Genomic DNA, 19,323 nt, shown 5'->3' on the forward strand with positions numbered 1-19,323 from the left:
CACCGGTGAATCAGTAGGCGGAGTCGACGTTGATCAGTAGGCGGAGTCGACGTTGTCGATCGAGCCGTACCGGTCGGCGGCGTAGTTGGCGGCCGCGGTGATGTTGGCGACCGGGTCGGTCAGGTCCTTCTCGGTGCCCGCGACGTGGTACGCGTCGAACGTGGGCTGGATGACCTGGAGCAGACCCTTGGACGGCGTGCCGTTCTGGGCGTTGATGTCCCAGTCGTTCTGGGCGTTCGGGTCGCCTGCGGACTCGCGCATGATGTTGCGGTGCAGGCCCTCGTAGCTGCCGGGGATGCCCTTGGCCTTCATGATGTCGAGGGACTCGCGGATCCAGCCGTCGAGATTCTCGGGGTAGTCCTTCTTGTCCTGTGCGGCCTTGGCCGCCGGGGCGCTCGCCGCCGTCGGCTCGGCGGCCTGGGCGGGCGAGGGGATCAGGGTGAGGGCCGCGGCCGCGGTGCCCGCGGTGGCTATGCCGGCGACCGAGAGCTTGCGAAGTCGCGCGATGCGGCCGGAGCGGCCGGAGCGGGTCTGCGTCTGCGTCTGCGTGCTGGCCATGGGGATCTGGCTCTCCAATGCGTCCGTCTGGGGTGCCGGGCGATCCGCCCGATGTGCTCCGGGCTGTCCCGGAACGCCAGCAAGGCTTAGCCCCGACGGGAAGCGGGACGCAAAGGTGTGACGTACTACCCCGTTACGCAGCAGACCTCCGCCCCCCGCTGCCGCCGATGCCCCATGCGCCTTCGCGGGCCCCGGGCCGCTCTACTACCGCCGTTAGCATGTGCGCCAGGTCATATGGGCGGGCTCACAGCCGGACCCCGGTTCCGGGCCTCCGCATGAGGCGTAGGACACGTACCTCGCGAGGGCCGCACCCAGAGCCTTCCGGCTCTCGGTGCGGCCCTCGCTCGCACTGCCTCACGTGGCCGTGCCCCGTCGCGCCCCTGTCCCTGATGCCTTTCGCCCTCAGGGACGACGTGCGGCCCACACCATGCGCTCGGTGCGTACCGTCAGGTCGTCGCGGCGCAGGATGCTGTGCGGGCTGTCGGTGTCGAGCAGCCGATCGAGGGCGGCGAGGTCCTCGGGGCTGAGGAGGTCGGCGGCGCCGCCACGCATCCGCCGCAGGCCGCCGAGTGCGTAACGGCCGACGGCCTCGGTGTGGGGCGGGCCGATGTTGACGGTGATGGTGCGTTCGCCTTCGACGGTGAAGCCGGCAGCGGTCAGCTTGGGGCCCCAGTCGGCACCGCGGTGCGGCATGTGTTCGGCATGGTGCCGGTCGAGCGCGGCGTGACAGCGTTCCTCGAGGCCGGGGCGCTCCGCCGGGGCGTCCTCGGGCAAGAAGCGCGGGAATCCGGCCAGTTCGACGACGGCGAACAGGCCGCCGGGCGCAAGGGTGTCGCGGACGTGGCGCAGCGTGCGGTCGGGGTCGGCCATGTGGTGCATCGAGGCCGAGGCCCACACCAGTTCCGGCGTGCCGAGGTCGGGCCAGGCCGTGTCGAGGTCGGCCTCGACGGTGTGCACGCGGTCGGCCAGGCCTGCTGCCGCGGCCTTCTCGCGGAGGCGGTGCAGATGGCCGGCCGAGGTGTCGACCGCGGTCACCTTGGCCTCGGGGAAGCGCTTGAGCAGAGCGAGCGTGCCGGCTCCGGTTCCGGAGCCCAGATCCACGATGTGGCGCGGGGCGGATGCGACGGGCAGCCATGCGGTGATGGAGGCGATGTGCTCGGCGAGGACCTCCGCGTCCAGGTCGAGGATCTCCGCCTGGACGTCGTCGCCGTCGTGGTCCGCCCCATGGCCGTGGGCCGCGTGCCCGTGCGCCGCGTGCCCGTCGCGGCCGACGCCGTGCCCGTGAGGCGCGTGCTCGTCGTCGTGCCCGTGCGCCGCGTGCCCGTCGCGGCCGACGCCGTGCCCGTGGGGCGCGTGCTCGTCGTCGTGGCCGTGGGCAGCGTGCCCGTCGCGGCCGTGGGCGGCGGTGCTGTGTGCTGCGCGGCCGTGCACCGAATTGTCGTGCGGCGCGGAGTCGTGGGCTGCGGAGTCGTCCACTGAGGAGTTGTGCGCTGTGCGGTGACGCGCCGCGGAGTCGTCTGCCGCGTGCGGGGATGTGTCGGTCATGACGGCCACGCTATGGGCAGCTTGCGCGTGGGACACGATCGCTTTCCGGAAGAGCAAGACGACAGCCACTTGTCCTGCCGACCGCGCAAGCTCAGCCCTGCGCGCGGCTGCTCGCCTCCGCCCCGCCCTCGCCGCGCTGGTGGCCGCGGCGGGCGTCGCGGTCGAAGATGCCCATGATTTCGCAGGGCCCGCCTTCGGCGCCGATGGCGTGCGGCAGCATCGTGGGGAACTCGGCCGCCTGGTTGGTCTCCACGCGGAAGCGGCGGTTGCCGAGGAGCAGGACCGCCGTGCCGGAGAGGACGACGAGCCATTCACGGCCGGGGTGGGCGCGCATCCGCGAGGGGCTGTCGGGCGGCGGATCCGTCACGCGCTGGCGTACGACGGTGATGCCGGGGTCCGCACGGACGGGCCACCGCATCTGTCCGTGGGCCGCGTCGATCGTCGGGCTGCTGATGACATCGTCGGTGCCGGTCTCGACCAGCTGGTCGAGTGTGGTGTCCAGGGCGCGGGCCAGGGTGACCAGCTGGTCCAGGGCGAGGCGGCGCCGGCCGTTCTCGATGCGGCTGAGGGTGGACGGGCTGAGCCGGGCGCGGGTGGCCAGCTCGTCAAGCGACCAGCCCTGCGCCACCCGTAGGGCGCGGATCCGTTTGCGTACGAGGCTGTCGAGCTCACCATCTTCTTGCGTCATAGGCAAGAGTTTATGCCAGTCCCGCAAGGCGCGCCTAATGTCGAAGGCGAAGGGCCCGCACCGGGCCACTCCACCACCAGGAAGGTGCGCCCCATGTCCGCGAAGACTGCCGCAAACGCCGACACCCAGCCCGCGTCCGGTGAGACGGTCGACGCCGTTGTGATCGGAGGCGGCGCCGCCGGCCTGAACGGCGCGCTCATGCTCGCCCGCTCCCGCCGCGAGGTCGTCGTGATCGACAGCGGCACCCCGCGCAACGCTCCCGCCGAGGCCATGCACGGCCTGATCGGCCTCGACGGCACGCCACCGGCCGAGCTGCTGGCCACCGGCCGCGAAGAAGTGCGCCGCTACGGAGGGAAGGTGGTGGCCGGCGAGGTCATCGCCGCCGCCCCGGCCGACCCCACTCCCGAGGGCGATCCGCGCTTCACCGTCACTCTGGCCGACGGCGGCACCCTGCACGCGCGCCGCCTCCTCGTCGCCACCGGGCTGCGGGACGTGCTGCCCGACGTTCCCGGGCTCGCCCGGCACTGGGGGCACGGCGTGGTGCACTGCCCGTACTGCCACGGCTGGGAGGTGCGCGACGAACCCATCGGCGTCCTGGCCGTGGGCCCGGCTTCCGTCCACCACGCCCTGCTGTTCCGCCAGTTGACCGACGACCTGGTCTACTTCACCCGCGGCACCGACCTGGACGAGGACACCCGGGCCCGGTTCACCGCCCGTGGCATCCGGATCGTCGACAGACCGGTGGCCGCGGTCGAATCCACCGGGGACGGCGCTATCGCGGGCGTGCGCCTGGAGGACGGGCAGTTCGTGGCCCGCCGCGTCCTCGCCGTCGCGACCACCATGCAGGCCCGCACCGACGGCCTCAGCGGTCTGAACCTGCCCCTGCAGGACCTGCCGGGCGGCATGGGCCGTCACTTCGCCACCGGCCTGGCCGGCAGCACTGCGGTGCCGGGCGTGTGGGTGGCCGGCAACGCCGCGGACCTGAGCGCCCAGGTCGGCGCCTCCGCAGCGGCCGGCGCGCTGGCCGGGGCACGCATGAACGCCGACCTGGCCACCGCCGACACCGACGCGGCACTCGCCGCCGCAACTACCGGCGCCACCACAGCCACCGCCGCCGTCTGAACGCTCAGCGCACGACCTTCCTCAGCTGCACATAGTCGAGGTTGAAGTTCTGGAAGGCCGCCTCCTCCATGCGGATCCGCAGCCGGTGCCGTCCCGCGCCCAACTCCCGTACGACACCGCTCTCCTGGAGGAAGAAGGCGCTGTGCCCGGTGGTGTTGCGCACCCGTACGGGCCCGCTCGCCCGGTCGCCGTCGAAGGCGACGCGATACGTGCCGGCCGGGGAGTACGGCGATGACACCCGCGCCGCGAGCGCGTAGCGGCCGGGCGCGGCGACCGTGAAGTGGTAGTCGATCCACTCGCCGCCGCGGATCCAGCACACGGCGACGGCACCGTCGAGGTCGCACACGTCGACATCCTCGGTGGCGCGCGCGGCCGACTGCCGGTTGCCCGGGGTGGTGTCGTGGTAGGCCACGCCCTCACCGCCGCGGGCGAAGCCCTCTGCCTGGATACGGAGGGCGCCGGGCGGACGCGGATCGCCGTGCCCCGTACGCAGCCAGGACTCGAAGGCCGCGACGTTGTCGGTCTGGATGATGTCGGCGCCGAAGGTTCCGGTCAGGGCTTTCCAGCCGCGGGCCGGGTCGGTCAGGGACGCCTCGTCGGTGTGGCGGCCGGCCAGGCCGTGCCACATCGCGTTGATCCATAGCCGGCCGGTGGCGCGCATCCGGCCGATGACCGGGCGGCGCGCCAGTGCGTCCCGCTCGCTGACGAAGCCCACCTCGTAGCCGAGGGGCGGGGCGTCCCCGAACTCGTCGACGACCTCGCCGTCGAGGTCTGCGACCTGGTGCAGGTAGAGGGCGTCGGGGTGGGCCTCGCGGAAGGCCTGCACCTCGTCCACCGGCGCCTCGCTCTTGAACAGCGCGTTGCGCACGGTGCCGGTGGCCTTGAGGACGTCGTACATCTCCTCGCGGATCGGCCAGCCCTTGTCGAGGTTGACCAGGCCGCGGTCCCCGGCCACCTTCATCGCCTCGGCGAGCGTGGGGACGCGCTCGCCGGTCAGCGGCGCCTGCGCACCGCCGAGCCCCGCCTTCAGGCGCAGCGACCTGAGCTGCGCCAGGGTCAGGTCGGCGACCCTGCCGGTGCCGTTGGTCGTGCGGTCCACCGTGGGGTCGTGCATGAGCACCGGGTGGCCGTCCCTGGACAGGCGTACGTCGAGTTCGGCGATCTCGGCGCCGTCGGCGAAGGCGGCGCGCGTGGCCGGGAGGCTGTTCTCGGGTGCCTTGCGCCACTGGCCGCGGTGGGCGGCGGTGAGGATCTTCGCGCCGGGGCCGTGGTCGAGGAAGTCGCGGAGGGCACGCTCCGCCGCCGTCTCACGCCCGCCCCGCCCGTCCCGGTCGACTGAACTGCCGTTCATTGCTTGGGTGTTGGCGGCCGAGAGGCCGGTGCCGACAAGGGCCAGGGCCACGATCGCCGTGAGCCGGGGCGTACGCCTGGGTGTCATGCGCGCAAATTTTCGGTCGCCCGCGAGGCAAGGTCAACGACCGGACGATCGCCGCATGTCCGGCTGCCCATGAGCCGGAGCCGGGAGACCTTGGATCAGTGCTGGTACGACGTCCAGTCCTTGGGCGGGTAGGTGGGCGCCGAGGCGGCCAGGCACACCTCGATGTGCATGCCGACGTCGCCGTCGAAGAAGTCGGCGATGCTCTTGACCAACTCCAGGGCACGCACGGTGCGTTCACCGAGGGGGCGGGCCATACGGTCGATGCCGGAGGGCAGGCCCAGGGGGCGGAAGCGGGCGGTGCGCAGGGCAGGTTCGATGTGGTCGTCCAGGCCGGCGACGAGGTAGCCGATCGCCGTCGCCAGATGTGTGCGCTTGTCGCGGGCCGCGTCGTGGAGTTCCCGGATGCCGATCAGGGTCTGGGGCGGGCTGCCCGCGCGTATCTGCTCGGCGTGGCGGGCGCTGCCGTACACCGCGCCGAGGTGCTCCTGCTCCTCGTCGAGCAGCTTCTCGACCTGGGTGATCACCTGCAGAACGGACACGAGCTCGGCCACGAGGCGGCTCATCCGCCCTCCCCCACTTGCCGGGTGGTCCATCGAGCGTAGTCAGCCGACGACCGCCCTGTCAGTCACTTCGCTTCGCACCCGGCACCGCCGCCCCGGCCCGCGCGGCGGCCTCAGTGCTCGATCAGGCCGCCCACCGGGACAGGAGCGACGTGGCCGGTCGCCGGAGCGGTCCGCGCCAGAGCCAGGCCGATGTCGAGCAGCGAGGACCGGCTGAGGCCGGGAACGTCGGGGAGCGGAGTCCAGGCAGGCTCGGCGGTGTGGCCGTTCGGCTCGGGCCGCAGCCGCCCGCCGGTGATCCGGACCTCGTAGAAGATGCCGACGTTCTGCAGTGCGGGCCGTCCCGGCAAGCGCCGCTCCGCCGCGGGAACCACCCTGGAGTCCACGCCCAGAAGGCGCTCGACGACAGCCTCAAGGCCGGTCTCCTCGGCGACCTCCCGGATCACCGCGTCGAACGGATCCTCCGCGTGCTCGACCCTGCCACCCGGAAGCGTCCAGGTCTTGCCGCCGTCCGGCCGCACGGCCCGAGCGAGCAGCGCCCGCCCCTCCTCGATGCACACGGCGTACGCCGCCAGTCGTAGATCCATCCCTGGAGGTTAGCCAGTGGTACGGCTCCCCCGGCCGGGCAGCTGGTCCCACCACCAGTCGATGGAGGGGATCCCGAGCGGGGCTGAACGGCTCACCTGCGGGGTGCGTTCGAAGACGTCGGGCAGGGCGGCCGGGTCGTCCGGGGTGGTGTAGCGCAGCGAGCTGATGCCCCAGTCCTGGGCACCGCGGATGAAGTCGGCCAGGCTGCCGAGGAAGGTGCGCAGTCGAGGACTTCCCTGCCGGCGCAGCGTGGCCGTCGGCTCCTCGAAGAGAACCAGCACGTGGTCGCGTTGGCGGATGGCCTCGGTGAGGGCTTCGGCAGTGGTCAGACCGTACTCGCGTTCCAGGACACGGACCGCGTCGAGGTAATAGAGGCCGCTTCTGCACTCCTTGTGATGGGAGAAGATGTCGTTGTCCCAGGTGATGACGGAGTACGCCATCTCTGTGGCCGCCCGGACCGCGGTGCTGTCCCGCTCAAGGGAATCAAGTTCGTAGCCGTGGCCCATTTCCAGCAGCGGCGGGATGACCGAGGTGGCGCCGTCGTAGAGCCGCATCAGGGTGTGGGCGTCCAGGCAGGCAACCCCATTCCTCTTGCGGTACGAGGCCTCCCAGATGACGGAGAAGAAGTACTCGCGCAAGGCGTCGACCCACCGCGCCGTCCGCCCCGGAGTCGCGTGCACGTCGATACGGCGGCGCAGATCCCGCAGCCCTGCGGCGAGCGGGTCCGTGCCGAGTGTGGGTACCTCGGGATTCTGGACGATACGCAGCAGCCCGGCCGAGAGCACCGCGAGATCCTCAGGGTTGCGGCCCAGGTCTCCTTCCTCGCAGTGGCCGTCGTCCACGCCGAACAGCCACAGGACGAAGTCGCCCGGGATCTGCACCACTTGCGGCTCTCCGCCGGGAAGGATGCGCGCGGCGAAGGTGCCGATGTCGTGGGTGACCAGATGTCGGCGCAGAGCGGGCGAGCCGATCCTGAACTGTTCGGCCCACTCACCGGTGCGCTGCTCGATCAGCGCATGGTCGGGGCGGTGAAGCGTGAACGCGTTGAACGCTTGCGCACCAGGCACGGAACGGCCGAGGGGGCGCAACACCCCCTGGGCCTGGTCCAGTTCACCTGCATTCAGTTCAGGTCAGCTCAGGTCAGATCCTTGAGCCTGTTGTCGAAGACGTAGTCGCCGATCTTCGTGCCGAGGGTCAGCCCGTCGGTCGCGTCCCACGGGAAGTGCACGCCCAGCCACACCCGGCTGTTGGCGTTCTCCGTCGCCGCCTCGCTGAAGCTCGTGAAGTGGCGTGTCTTGACCGGCGACTGCTTGTCGTCGGTGGTCATGTCGAAGGCGATCCGGTCGGTGGTGAAGTAGCGCTCCATCACCTGCGCCCATGCCGCGCCGAAGGTGGCGTGCCCGGAGGCCCAGGCCGGGAAGCAGGGGCTCACGTTCACCCCGTCCACGTTCTTCAGGAGCGGCTTCCAGTTCCGGTCGATACCGGACTCACGGATCGCCGACACCGGGCGCCAAAGGTCGATGTTCGTCTGGTACTTGACGTCCCGCACCGCGATGCCGGAGTCCGCCAGGGCCAGCGACACCAGGGCGAACAGCCGCGCGTTCTCGTAGGTGTCGAGACCGCGGGCCTCCGAGACGTGCCGGGTCGCCTGGAGCAGCTGCCCCGGCGGCTTGTACGTGCCGTTCAGGTCGTTGGCCCAGAACCAGGCGGCCGCTTCCTGCTCCGTGGTGCGGGTGATCTCGGGGGTGGCGGCGGTCGGCCGGTCGGCGCCCAGCTTGCGGACCGCCTCGACCTGCCGCTTGTACTCCTCGCTCTCCAGCAGCTTCTCGTACGTTCCGTACGTGCCCGGAGTGGGCGGCCTGAACTGGCTGCCGGAGGCCAGCGCGAACGGTTTCACCAGCCCCCAGTTGGGCTCCACCGCGTCGCTGTCCTCGTCGCAGTCCGGGTCCGCCATATCGGGATAGCTGGTGTGGCGCCAGGCTCCCGGCACCCCGTCGGAGGAGTACGCCTCGCTATTGGTGGAGCCGTCGTTCTCCCGGGCTTTCATGATCTGGTCGACCATCGGGCCGACGATGGTGTAGTCGAGGAGATCACCGTCGGTCGGCTCGGTGCCGAACCGCTCCCGGAACTTCGCGTCCAGGAACTGCGTCTGCCTGGGGCCGTACAGCTTGAGCAGCACGTTGTACGCCGTGCGCCCCAGGACCCGCTCTTCCTCGTCCGGGCCCTCGGACCAGCCCGCGTACTTCTTGACGGAGAGATACGCCTCGGACGTCACCCCGCCCTTCCAGGTGAGGCGGTACGAACTCTCCGCGTCGTACATCGCCGCGTTCAGCATGGCCGCCGACCTGGCCATCCGCACCGGCGAACCCCCCTCGCGGCGGATGAGCTGCAGCAGCACGTCGTTCCAGTAGATGACCGGGTCGTCGATCGGATGCGGCGGCAGCGCGGCGGCCGCGGTCGACGGAGCCGCCAAGAGCGCTCCCCCCGCGGTGGCCAGCACCGCTGCGATCGAGACCAGGCGTCTTCGGACACCGAACTTCGGTCTGGACATTCCCACCCCTTTGGTCGTAGGCACCCGACAGGACGTACCTGCCGGTGACACAGCGGGGCAGCCCCCCCCGCTACCGCACCGAACACTGCCCCACCGCCACGGTCCGGTCTTGGAAGAACCCGCGACCCTGCGGCCCGGAGGCGCCCGGCCGGAGAATGGCCGGAACACCGCCACGTGGCTCCTCGTCCGCGCCACACGTCGGGTACGGCAGCTCGTGTGGATCAACCCGGCGCTCTCTCCGGTAGCGTCGGGGTATGAGTCATCCCCATCCCGAGCTGAAACCCGCACGGCCACTGCCCGAGGGAGGGTTGAGGGTGGTCGCCCTGGGCGGTCTGGGCGAGATCGGCCGCAATATGACCGTCTTCGAGTACGGCGGAAAGCTTCTGGTCGTCGACTGCGGCGTGCTCTTCCCCGAGGAGCATCAGCCGGGCGTGGACGTGATCCTGCCGGACTTCACCTGGATCAGGGACCGTCTGGACGATGTCGTCGCACTGGTGCTGACGCATGGTCACGAGGACCACATCGGGGCGGTGCCGTATCTGCTGCGGGAGCGGCAGGACATCCCTGTGGTCGGCTCGAAGCTGACGCTCGCGTTCCTCGAGGCCAAACTCAAAGAGCACCGCATCACGCCGCGCACGGTCCGCGTACGCGAGGGCGACCGGCGTGAATTCGGGCCTTTCGGCTGTGAGTTCGTGGCCGTCAACCACTCCATCCCGGACAGTCTCGCGGTGGCGATCCGCACCGGGGCCGGCATGGTCCTGCACACCGGTGACTTCAAGATGGACCAGTTCCCCCTGGACGACCGGATCACCGACCTGCGCGCTTTCGCCCGGCTCGGCGAGGAGGGCGTCGATCTCTTCCTGACCGACTCCACCAACGCGGAGGTCCCGGGTTTCACCACCTCCGAGCGCGAGCTGACCCCGGCCATCGACCAGGTCATGCGGACCGCACCGCGCCGCGTGATCGTCTCCAGCTTCGCCAGCCATGTGCACCGCATCCAGCAAATCCTGGACGCCGCCCACCAGCACGGCCGCAAGGTCGCCTTCGTGGGCCGTTCGATGGTGCGGAACATGGGCATCGCCCGCGAACTGGGCTATCTGCAGGTCCCGCCCGGCCTGGTGGTCGCCGCGAAGGAACTCGAGAAGCTGCCCGCGAACCAGATCGCCCTGGTGTGCACCGGATCCCAGGGCGAGCCGATGGCCGCGCTGTCCCGGATGGCCAACCGCGACCACATGATCCGTATCGGCGAGGGCGACACCGTGCTGCTGGCCAGTTCGCTCATTCCCGGCAACGAGAACGCCATCTACCGGGTGATCAACGGTCTGACCCGCTGGGGCGCCACCGTCGTGCACAAGGGCAACGCCAAGGTGCATGTCTCCGGGCACGCCAGCGCCGGTGAACTCGTCTACTGCTACAACATCGTCAAGCCGCGCAACGTCATGCCCGTGCACGGCGAGTGGAAGCACATGCGGGCCAACGCCGATCTGGCCATCCGTACCGGGGTCGACCCCAAGCGTGTGGTGATCGCCGAGGACGGTGTCGTCGTCGACCTCGTCGACGGCCGGGCGTCCATCACCGGCAAGGTTCCGGCCGGCAACGTCTACGTGGAGGGCATGGAGGTCGGCGGTGCCACCGAGGCATCCCTCAAGGACCGCCGCACCCTCGCCGAGGAGGGCGTCGTCACCGTCGTGGCCCTCGTCGACGCCGACACCGGCGCCCTGACCGAGCCCCCCGACTTCCTGGCCCGCGGCTTCGTCCACGACGAGTCGACCTTCGAACCGGTGATCCCGCTGATCGAGAAGACCCTTGCGCACGCGGCACAGGAAGGGGTCGGGGACCCCCACCAGCTGGAACAGCTCATCGCCCGTGCCGTGGCGAACTGGGCCTTCCGCACCCACCGCCGCAGGCCCCTCGTCATCCCCGTCATCATCGACGCCTGACCTCACGGCAAGAGGTGGAGCGGCAGCGGACAGCGCGCCGGAAAGACGAACGAAGGCCGATGAGGGTGAACCGATGAGCATGCGCTTCGAGGAAATCGACTGGCGCCCCACGCCGATGGGGGACATCAGTCTGCGCCGTCGCCGGGATCCGGTGACCGGCCAGGACGTGCACGAGGTGAAACTCGGGGACGAGTTCCTGATGTCCAGCCTCTTCACGGCGGGCGAGGTCGCACTCGCCCGGCTCGGCCTGGAGGGCCTCTCGGGCACCGACCTGGATGTCGCGGTGGGCGGACTCGGCCTGGGCTACACCGCCCGCGCGGCCCTGGACGATACGCGCGTGCGCTCCCTCGTGGTCATCGACGCCCTCGCCGAAGTCATCGACTGGCACCGGCGCGGCCTTGTGCCCCTGGGCGCTGGCCTGGCCGACGACCCCCGCTGCCGTCTGGTCCAGGGCGACTTCTTCGCCCTGGCCGACGCCGGCCAGGGCCTCGATCCCGACCGTCCCGACCGCCGCTTCCACGCGGTGCTCCTGGACGTCGACCACTCGCCCCAGCACGTCCTTCATCCCCGGCACGCGGCGCTCTACCAGCCGGCCGGCCTGCGGGCCCTCGCCGCCCAGCTCCACCCCGGCGGTGTCTTCGCGCTGTGGTCGAACGACCCGCCGGACGACGAGTTCTCCGCTCGCCTCGCGCACGCCTTCAGCACGTCGGAAGCCCACGTCGTCGCCTTCGACAACCCGCTGCAGGGCGGCACGTCGACCAACACGGTCTACGTGGCGCACACCTGAGCAGGCCTCAACGGCAGCCCCCAGGGCAGCGCGGGCGGCCTGCGGCGCGCGGGTGGGCCGGGCAGGGTACGGCATCCGGGTGCCGCACTCCCCCGGCCCGGCACGCCGCGGTCCGGTGCAACTTCCGGGCTTTTTATGGTGCCTGAATGCCCATCAGATCAGCGGCCCGCTCCGTTCTGGCCTCCGTCATCGCATGCGCGGCCGGTGCGCTGCTGCTCGGCCCGGCACCGGCCGCGGCTGCCCGGCACACCGGGCCGAAGCCCCCGCGCCCCGTGTCCGCCGACTCCTCACTGCTGCACCGCAAGGGAGTACAGGTCCGCCCCGCTGCGGGAGCGCCCGCGCTGCCCACCGAGGTGTCGGCCCTGTCCTGGCTGGTGGCCGACGCCCGCAGCGGTGCGGTGCTCGCCGCCAAGAACGCACACCGCAAGCTGCCCCCGGCCAGCACCCTCAAGACACTGTTCGCACTCACCGCGCTGCCCGGCCTTCCGGGCACCGTGCGCCACAAAGTGACCGAGGCCGAGCTCGCCGGAGTGGGCGAGGGCAGCAGCCTGGTCGGCGTCATTCCGGGCCGCACCTACCGGGCGGCGGATCTCTGGCGTGGCGTGTTCCTCAGTTCGGGCAACGACGCGGTGCGCGTCCTCGCCGGGATGAACGGCGGGTGGCGGCACACCGCCGCACGGATGCAGGCCAAGGCCCGCGCCCTGGGAGCGCGTGACACCCGGGTGGTCTCCCCCGACGGCTACGACGCGCCCGGCCAGGTCTCCTCCGCGTACGACCTGGCGGTCTTCGGCCGTACGGGTGTCGCCCACCCGGAGTTCTCCCGGTACGCCAAGACGGCCACCGCCAAGTTCCCGGCGGACGGCTGGTCGTACGACATCCAGAACACCAACCGGCTCCTGACGGGCGCCGACGGCGTCGCACCGTACCCGGGACTCATCGGTGTCAAGAACGGCTACACCAGCAGGGCGGGTCACACATTGATCGCCGCCGCGCGGCAGGGCGGCCGCACCCTGGTGGTGTCGGTGATGAACCCGCAGTGGGGCGACGGCTTCGCCGTGTATGAGGAGGCGAGGGCCCTGCTGGACTGGGGGTTCGACGCCGCACGGCACGTCAAGCCGGTCGGCTCGCTGAATCCGCCCGCACCACGCCCTGCCCCTGCCCCTGCCTCTCATGTGACGGCGGCCCGCGGTGAATCCGGGGGCGCGGTCTGGCCGCTGGTGGGAGCGGGCGCGGGGGTGGCCGTCCTGGGAGTGGCCGCCGCGCTGGTACGCCGTCGCAACCGGCGTGGCACGAACGCCGGTTGACCGGCCGCTGCACTGGGGGCTGCCGCGAACCCCGGCCTCCGGCGGGCCGTCAGCGGGTGGTCCGGACCGGCTGGTCCGCCTTGAGCCGCTCGAACACGTCGCGCGCCTTCCGCCAGTCCACCTCCACCGCGGATCCGGCCGGGGTCGCGAGGCCGCGGCCCGTCACCGGCATGTTCAGGCGGGTCACCGAACCGCCGCCGCGCATCGCGTCGAACAGTGTGTACAGGTCCTGCGGCGCCGTGCCGTTGTCGACGGTGAGCGCGCCGAGACCGGCGGAGGCCGCCGAGAAGGCCGTGCCGGGGCTGCCGACGACCTCGGGCGAGGCCGCCTTCCTGGCGAGGGCGGCGAGGAACTTCTGCTGGTTCTTCGTCCGGCCGAGGTCGCCCTCCTTCTCCTGGTGGCGCTGGCGTACGAAGGCCAGGGCCCGGCGTCCGTCGAGGGTGTGGCAGCCCTTCGCCAGGTTCAGTCCCGACTTGGGGTCGTGCACCGCGTGGTCCAGGCACATCGGCACCCCGCCGACCGCGTCGACGATCCCCACGAAGCCGCTGAAGCCGATCTCCGCGTAGTGGTCGATGCGCAGCCCCGTGCCGGCCTCGACGGCACGGACCAGGAGGGGTGCGCCGCCCAGCGAGAAGGCCGCGTTGAGCTTGTTCTTCTTCGCCGGGTAGTGGACACCGGTGTCGGGGCGGACATAGGCGGGCACGGTCACCCAGGCGTCGCGTGGCAGGCTCACCATCGTGGTCCCGTGCGCGCCGGTGTGCAGCAGCATCATCGAGTCGGTGCGCCGGCCTGCGTCGGCCGAACCACCGGTGTGCAGCCGCTTCCTGTCCTGTGCCGACATGCCCTCCCGGCTGTCGGAACCGACGATGAGGTACGTGGTGCCCTTGCCCGGTGCCGGGCGGTCGTGGAGGTCGCCGAGTTCGATGCCCTTGTTGAGGGTGGAGTCGGCCCAGACGTAGCCGCTCACTCCGGTCGCGGCCAGCGCCAGGACCAGGAAGAGGGCGAGCAGGGCGAGCTTGCGGCGGCGGCTGCGCGGCGGTTTGGGTGCGCGCTCGCTGCTGCCGTAGCCGCCGGCGGTGCCGTCTCCGATGGCGTCGCCGACACCGCCGGGCGGGGCCGCGGCGGGCTCTCGTACCAGCAGCGGCGCGTACGGACCGGGATCGGCGGTGGCGTCGGCGGGGTGGGGCCAGGCGTACTCGGGCGCCGCAGCGAAGTGCGGATCGTATGGACCGGCGAAAGGCCCGCCGCCCGGCGGCCCGGCGCCCGGCCCGTCGACGATCCGGCCGGAGATCACGCGCGGCGGCTCCGCCCCCTGTCCGGGCTGCCCGGACTGCCCGGACTGTCTGGACTGTCTGGATTGCCCGTGCCGATCCGGCCGGTCGCGCTGATCCGGCAGGCCGTACTGATCCGGTTGTCCTGGCAGGTCGGTAGCCTCGTCGCCCCGGGCTCCCGCTCGCGTCCACTCGGTCATCTCGACTCCAGACTCCGCTGCCGCGGCCGGGCGCTGATCTGCTGCGCCGCCGTGCCGGCACGGTTCATCCGCTGCCACTTCAGACGGGTTCCGCACAGCGCGGCCACCACCGACTGGATCACCACCAGATACATCAGCTGCCGGTAGACGAACAGCTGGAACGGCATCACCCACAGCGCCCTCAGACGCTCGCCGTCGAGCTTGAGCGCGTACGCCGCGCAGATCATCTGCAGGCCCAGGAAGGCGCCCCACACGGCGAGTGCCTCCGTGCGGTCCTGGAAGAGCGCGCCGTACAGCGCGTAGACGTCGATGACCGGCGCCAGCAGGGGCAGCGCCACCTGGAACACCAGGAGATAGCTGATCCCGCGGCGCGCGAACCGGCCGGCCGGGCCGAACTCCCGCGCGGCCTGCCGGTGTTTGCGGGCGGCCTGCAGGGTGCCGAAGCACCAGCGGTAGCGCTGGCGCCACAACTGCCGCAGCGAGGTGGGCACTTCCGTCCACGCCACCGCGGTCTCCTCGTAGACCACCCGCCAGCCGGCCCGCCACAGGGCCATGGTCAGGTCGGTGTCCTCGGCGAGGGTGTCCGTGCTGACGCCGCCGACGCCGAGGGCGGCGTCGCGCCGGAACGCACCGATCGCACCCGGCACCGTGATCATGCACTCCAGGACCTCGAACATACGGCGGTCGAGGTTGAAGCCGAAGCAGTACTCCAGATGCTGCCAACGGCCGAGCAGACCGCGCCGGTTGCCGACCTTGGTGTTGCCGCTGACCGCGCCGACGGCGGGGTGGGCGAGCGGCTGGATGAGACGCCGGATCGCGTCCGCTTCCAGGACGGTGTCGGCGTCGACCATCACCACGATGTGGTGACGGGCGTGCGCCAGACCGGTGTTGAGGGCCTCCGCCTTGCCCGCGTTGGCCTGCCGTACGACCGTGACCCGCGGGTCACGGACGGCTTCGGCGACATCGGCCGTACGGTCCGTCGAGCCGTCGTCGATCACCACGATCTGCAGCTGCCGGTGGGTGGACGCGAGCAGCGAGCGCAGCGTCGACTCGATGCCCTTCTCCTCGTTGTACGCGGGGACGAGCACCGTGACCGGATCACGGACCTGCCGCAGCCACGGCGAGCCCGGCCGGAACCGCTCCAGGCGCCGTACGTGCACCCGGGCGAAGAAGACCAGCAGGAGCAGGCGCAGTACGCCGAGCCCGCCGGCGATGACGAGCAGCCAGTTCATGACGGAGAGGAACCAGTCGCCCGCCCGGACGGACTGGACGAGCGCCTGGCCGCGCAGCTGCTCCGGTGTCGACACGGGACCCTCGGCCGGCGGCAGGCCGGTGGCCCCGGTCACCGTGGTGAAGCTCTCGACGTCCCGGTTCTTCAGGAGTGCTCGGACCTGGCCGAGACCGCGCGCGTCCTGTTCGTACTGACGCAGCACGCCGCTGTCCGTGGGCTTGTTCCACGGGGACGCCGCGACGACCGTGTATCCGGCGGCCGAGGCCCGCTGCACCGCCGGCCACTGGTCGCCGCACAGGGTGTCCACCGAGGTCGTCTGGGGCATCCGGAGCAGATGGGTGTCCAGGCTCGCGGATCCGGCCAGCGCCGCCTGGGTCAGCGAGAGTTCGAGGCCCGCGCGCTGCTTCGAGGCGCGGTCCATCGCCGCACCGGTATAGGTCCCGGAGCCGATCTCGTGGCCCGCGTCGCGGATCTGCCGTACGAGCCCGGGGTGCTTGGCCGCGTCCGCGCCGCGCAGGAAAAAGGTGGCGTGGGCGTCGGCCCGGCGCAGCGCGTCCAGGATTCTCGGCGTCCAGGTCGGGTCGGGGCCTCCGTTGAAGGTCAGCGCGACCGTGCCGGCGGGCACCGACGACGACACCGCGGAGTCGCCGCGCACCTGCCGCAGCACCGGGGCCTCGGTGTCCACGCCGTCGGGTACGGGTTCACTGCACGTCAGCCGTGTTTTCGCGGAGTCGATTTCGTGGGTGGTCCAGCCGTGGAAGACGAGGACCGCCGCAACCAGCGACAGGGAAAAGGCCAGCAAGAGCCAGTGTGCGCGTGGTGCGCGCTTGTGCTTGTGTCGCGCCGCCATCAGGTGACCGGATCACCTGATCCACCTGTAGTGCGTCGTCTGCCCGCCTTCGGGGACCACGTGCGGAGGCGCCTCTTCCCGTTACTCATGCGCAGGGAGTGTAGCCACAGCATGGTTGCGCTTTGCAAACCACGGTCAAATCAACCCACTTGAGACAACCACGCCATTTGATCCGTCCATCCCAGGAAGTATCAGGACATGCAGGGACCACGCTCGTGAAGATCACACATCGACCTGTGACGGCCAGGTGAGAGCGCGCGTCCGAAGCGGTGCGGAAGGCATCGCACATGCAAATCCACCTGGTGCCGCGCACCTGCCTTCGCGCGCGCATCGCGGAGGAACCGGAATCCATTGGCATGGCGTCATCAACTCCGTGGGAGGCGCGCGCCTGCCCGCACCGACCGAGCAGCCTCATCGCCCAGAAGGGGGCCACGATGGAGTTATGGGCCTGGATGTGGACCGCGTTCGATCCACGGACCGGGGACGGCGGGAAAGTGATGGGGGCGACACGGCCCTGTTTCTCGGGCGCCGAGGCCCGCGACAAACTCGTGGAACGCATTCGTTTCAGGGCCGCGACCGACCCTGGTTACGCACAGCTCGCGGATCTGGTCGAAGCGGCGGAACCCCCGCTGACCGCCACATTGCGCAATGAGGTGTTCTGCGTGGCCAAGGTGGATGAAGACGGTCGCCCGCTTCAGTACGGCGACTTCGCACGCAAACAGGACTTCGCGTTGACACACGCGCTGAAGGACAAGAGGCGCCCCAAGGTCTGGTGACCGAAGCGAGCCACCGCCGGAGTCCGGACCGAACCGCGGCACCGGCACCGGCACCGGCACCGGACGATGACCGAGCATCCCAGTTCCCGGGGCGAGTGGCTCATCGGGGCTGCTCGCCCCCGGTGAACATGGCGATCAGGCACCGGGGGGGTGCTGTCGCCGTACATGAGCTCGTCAAGACGGCCGGCTTCGGCGGCGCTGCGGGGGAACAGGGCTGCCCGTATCCCGTGAGCGCGGCCTCGATGTCCTCAGGGTGTGCGGCGATGCCCTTGCCGAGTTCGGCGCCGTCGTACATCGCCAGGTTGGCGCCTTGCCCTTGCCGAGTTCGGCGCCGTCGTACATCGCCAGGTTGGCGCCTTCGCAGGACGGGATCATGAGGTGGGCGGCGTCACCGAGCAGGGTCACTCCCGGCACGCGGTCCCACCGGTGCCCGGCGGGCAGCGTGTTGAGGGGGCGCAGGACCGGTGCGGTGTCGCCCCCGGTGATGAGTACGGTGAGCTCGGGCGCCCAGCCCTCGAATTCCCGCGCGATCCGCGCGGCGGCCGTGGCGGGATCCGTGAAATCGATACCGGCGAACCAGTCCCGCGGCTTGCGGAGCGCCACGTAGGTGTGGAGGGCCCCGCCGCTCTCCCGGTAGGCCTGCACTACATCCTCGGCGCCGCCGGCCAGAACACCGCGAACACCGAGAGCGCCCGCACTCTGGCCCTGGGATCCGAGGCGAACCGCACCGAGTTCCTCGACGCCGTATCGACGGCATGGCAAGAACTCGACCCCGACGACTATCCGTTCACGCGGGCCGTCGCGGACCAGATGCGCGATCACGACGACCGCGGGCAGTTCCTCACCGGGTTCGATCTCGTCCTCGCCGGCGTCACGGCACTGCATCTGGCCTAGGGGCCCACCGGCCCGCGAAGGCCGCTCTTCCGTATGGGCACAGGGCAGAGTCCCCACGTTCGGCACGGAAGAATATCTGTCATGGCGGCAGTAGACTTTCGCGTGCTCCAGGGTTAGCCTTTCTCTCGTAGCCAAGAAGTCGAAGACGGCACGGCAGAGACGAACTGCCGTGCGAGCAGTACCGGAAGTAGCGGAACGGCAGTGGAGTGGCGGGGCCGGAAACGGTGGGTCCCCTCACTGGCTGCCGGGCCGGGCGGCCCCAGGGGCCGCGAGCAGTACGGCAAGTCAGCAGTAGGTCCGACAGATACAACGAGGTAAGGAGCCCACGCCATCAGGATCGCCCGGGCGAGGAAGAGCACCGCTCGGGTACCGCAGGCCCCAGAACGGAAGGTGGTCCCCGGTCACGCATCCGCGATCCCCGCTCCTCCGCCCTCCCAGGCGGACCGGCGGAATAAGAAGGCCGGCGCAGTAAGCCGGTAGATGGTGTTGAAAGCTCGGGGCCCGGGTGCCGCAAGGCACCCGGGCCCCTCGATGCGTCCCCGAAAGAAGAGGTGCTATGACCCCTAGCAGTCCCCGTTCCGCCGCCAGTCTCGATGACGACGACTACCCCGCCTACACCATGGGCCGCGCCGCCGAAATGCTCGGCACCACGCCCGCGTTCCTGCGCACCCTGGGCGAGAACCATCTGATCACCCCGCTGCGTTCCGAAGGCGGCCACCGCCGCTACTCCCGCTACCAGCTGCGCATCGCCGCCCGGGCCCGTGAACTGGTCGACCAGGGCACCCAGATCGAGGCCGCGTGCCGCATCGTCATCCTCGAAGACCAGCTGGAAGAGGCCAAGCGCATCAACGACGAACTCCGCGCCCGCGGCAACGAACCGTAGGAACTGCGCCCGCGGCGAGGAGCCGTGGACGGCGCGCGGGACGTCCGGCCGCCTCCCTTGAGCAGGGTGAGTACGGCGAACACCGCGCGGCAGCTGCCGCCCAAGATGCGGACTTCCCCCGTCAGGACTGCGGACCT

General features: G+C 70.8%; 17 protein-coding genes and 1 pseudogene. 7 read left to right on the plus strand and 11 right to left on the minus strand.

Annotated elements, in window-relative coordinates:
• Window positions 1-33: 33 nt before the first annotated feature.
• The 3 genes from ACFQVC_RS23885 to ACFQVC_RS23895 all read right to left on the minus strand — a co-directional run bounded on the left by ACFQVC_RS23885 (window position 34) and on the right by ACFQVC_RS23895 (window position 2,791).
• Window positions 34-558, minus strand: a complete 525-nt coding sequence (locus ACFQVC_RS23885) for a transglycosylase SLT domain-containing protein (RefSeq protein WP_381833847.1) — start codon at window positions 556-558, stop codon at window positions 34-36.
• Window positions 559-960: 402 nt separating this feature from the next.
• On the minus strand, window positions 961-1,989 hold the full coding sequence (locus ACFQVC_RS23890) for a class I SAM-dependent methyltransferase (RefSeq protein ID WP_381833958.1): 1,029 nt from the start codon (window positions 1,987-1,989) through the stop codon (window positions 961-963).
• A 205-nt stretch (window positions 1,990-2,194) separates the two neighbouring features.
• Window positions 2,195-2,791 carry a helix-turn-helix domain-containing protein gene (locus tag ACFQVC_RS23895; RefSeq protein WP_381833850.1) on the minus strand — a complete coding sequence of 199 codons (597 nt, stop codon included), beginning with the start codon at window positions 2,789-2,791 and terminating at the stop codon, window positions 2,195-2,197.
• Between the two features lie 93 nt (window positions 2,792-2,884).
• On the opposite strand from ACFQVC_RS23895, the gene ACFQVC_RS23900 reads away from it, so the two are divergent.
• On the plus strand, window positions 2,885-3,913 hold the full coding sequence (locus ACFQVC_RS23900; RefSeq protein WP_381833853.1) for an NAD(P)/FAD-dependent oxidoreductase: 1,029 nt from the start codon (window positions 2,885-2,887) through the stop codon (window positions 3,911-3,913).
• 4 nt (window positions 3,914-3,917) lie between these two features.
• Here the strand turns inward: ACFQVC_RS23900 and ACFQVC_RS23905 are convergent, their stop codons facing one another.
• From ACFQVC_RS23905 to ACFQVC_RS23925, 5 genes are all read right to left on the minus strand, one after another.
• A complete protein-coding gene (locus ACFQVC_RS23905; protein WP_381833856.1) occupies window positions 3,918-5,351 on the minus strand; it encodes a glycerophosphodiester phosphodiesterase family protein in 1,434 nt (477 codons plus the stop codon).
• Window positions 5,352-5,446: 95 nt separating this feature from the next.
• Window positions 5,447-5,914, minus strand: coding sequence for a hypothetical protein (locus tag ACFQVC_RS23910; protein ID WP_381833859.1), 468 nt, complete (start codon window positions 5,912-5,914; stop codon window positions 5,447-5,449).
• Between the two features lie 110 nt (window positions 5,915-6,024).
• A complete protein-coding gene (locus ACFQVC_RS23915; protein WP_381833862.1) occupies window positions 6,025-6,498 on the minus strand; it encodes an NUDIX hydrolase in 474 nt (157 codons plus the stop codon).
• Between the two features lie 9 nt (window positions 6,499-6,507).
• Window positions 6,508-7,566, minus strand: a complete 1,059-nt coding sequence (locus ACFQVC_RS23920) for a selina-4(15),7(11)-diene synthase (RefSeq protein ID WP_381833865.1) — start codon at window positions 7,564-7,566, stop codon at window positions 6,508-6,510.
• Between the two features lie 68 nt (window positions 7,567-7,634).
• The gene (locus tag ACFQVC_RS23925) at window positions 7,635-9,050 is read right to left on the minus strand and encodes a vanadium-dependent haloperoxidase (RefSeq protein WP_381833868.1); all 1,416 of its coding nucleotides are present in this window, start codon (window positions 9,048-9,050) and stop codon (window positions 7,635-7,637) included.
• Window positions 9,051-9,304: 254 nt separating this feature from the next.
• Between ACFQVC_RS23925 and ACFQVC_RS23930 the strand changes: the two genes are divergently transcribed.
• The 3 genes from ACFQVC_RS23930 to ACFQVC_RS23940 all read left to right on the plus strand — a co-directional run bounded on the left by ACFQVC_RS23930 (window position 9,305) and on the right by ACFQVC_RS23940 (window position 13,081).
• Entirely contained in the window at window positions 9,305-10,990 is a 1,686-nt protein-coding gene (locus tag ACFQVC_RS23930; protein WP_381833870.1) for a ribonuclease J, read from the plus strand.
• A gap of 73 nt (window positions 10,991-11,063) precedes the next feature.
• Window positions 11,064-11,777, plus strand: a complete 714-nt coding sequence (locus ACFQVC_RS23935; RefSeq protein WP_381833873.1) for a polyamine aminopropyltransferase — start codon at window positions 11,064-11,066, stop codon at window positions 11,775-11,777.
• Between the two features lie 146 nt (window positions 11,778-11,923).
• On the plus strand, window positions 11,924-13,081 hold the full coding sequence (locus tag ACFQVC_RS23940) for a D-alanyl-D-alanine carboxypeptidase family protein (protein ID WP_381833876.1): 1,158 nt from the start codon (window positions 11,924-11,926) through the stop codon (window positions 13,079-13,081).
• Window positions 13,082-13,130: 49 nt separating this feature from the next.
• Here ACFQVC_RS23940 and ACFQVC_RS23945 read toward each other — a convergent pair whose 3' ends face one another.
• Window positions 13,131-14,375 carry an LCP family protein gene (locus ACFQVC_RS23945; RefSeq protein WP_381833878.1) on the minus strand — a complete coding sequence of 415 codons (1,245 nt, stop codon included), beginning with the start codon at window positions 14,373-14,375 and terminating at the stop codon, window positions 13,131-13,133.
• 173 nt (window positions 14,376-14,548) lie between these two features.
• The gene (locus tag ACFQVC_RS23950) at window positions 14,549-16,633 is read right to left on the minus strand and encodes a bifunctional polysaccharide deacetylase/glycosyltransferase family 2 protein (protein WP_381833881.1); all 2,085 of its coding nucleotides are present in this window, start codon (window positions 16,631-16,633) and stop codon (window positions 14,549-14,551) included.
• A 287-nt stretch (window positions 16,634-16,920) separates the two neighbouring features.
• Here ACFQVC_RS23950 and ACFQVC_RS23955 point away from each other — a divergent pair, with 287 nt between their 5' ends.
• A complete protein-coding gene (locus tag ACFQVC_RS23955) occupies window positions 16,921-17,409 on the plus strand; it encodes a hypothetical protein (protein WP_381833884.1) in 489 nt (162 codons plus the stop codon).
• A gap of 174 nt (window positions 17,410-17,583) precedes the next feature.
• Here the strand turns inward: ACFQVC_RS23955 and ACFQVC_RS23960 are convergent, their stop codons facing one another.
• Window positions 17,584-18,012, minus strand: a complete 429-nt coding sequence (locus ACFQVC_RS23960) for an FAD-dependent oxidoreductase (RefSeq protein ID WP_381833887.1) — start codon at window positions 18,010-18,012, stop codon at window positions 17,584-17,586.
• 36 nt (window positions 18,013-18,048) lie between these two features.
• Between ACFQVC_RS23960 and ACFQVC_RS23965 the strand changes: the two are divergent.
• Both ACFQVC_RS23965 and ACFQVC_RS23970 read left to right on the plus strand, forming a co-directional pair.
• Window positions 18,049-18,303 (plus strand): annotated as a pseudogene (locus ACFQVC_RS23965) (TetR/AcrR family transcriptional regulator); the annotation flags it as partial.
• A gap of 556 nt (window positions 18,304-18,859) precedes the next feature.
• Entirely contained in the window at window positions 18,860-19,186 is a 327-nt protein-coding gene (locus tag ACFQVC_RS23970; protein WP_381833890.1) for a MerR family transcriptional regulator, read from the plus strand.
• Window positions 19,187-19,323 lie beyond the last annotated feature (137 nt).

Origin of the sequence: Streptomyces monticola, from assembly GCF_042665355.1 — a bacterium.
Classification (GTDB): Bacteria; Actinomycetota; Actinomycetes; order Streptomycetales; family Streptomycetaceae; genus Streptomyces; species Streptomyces monticola.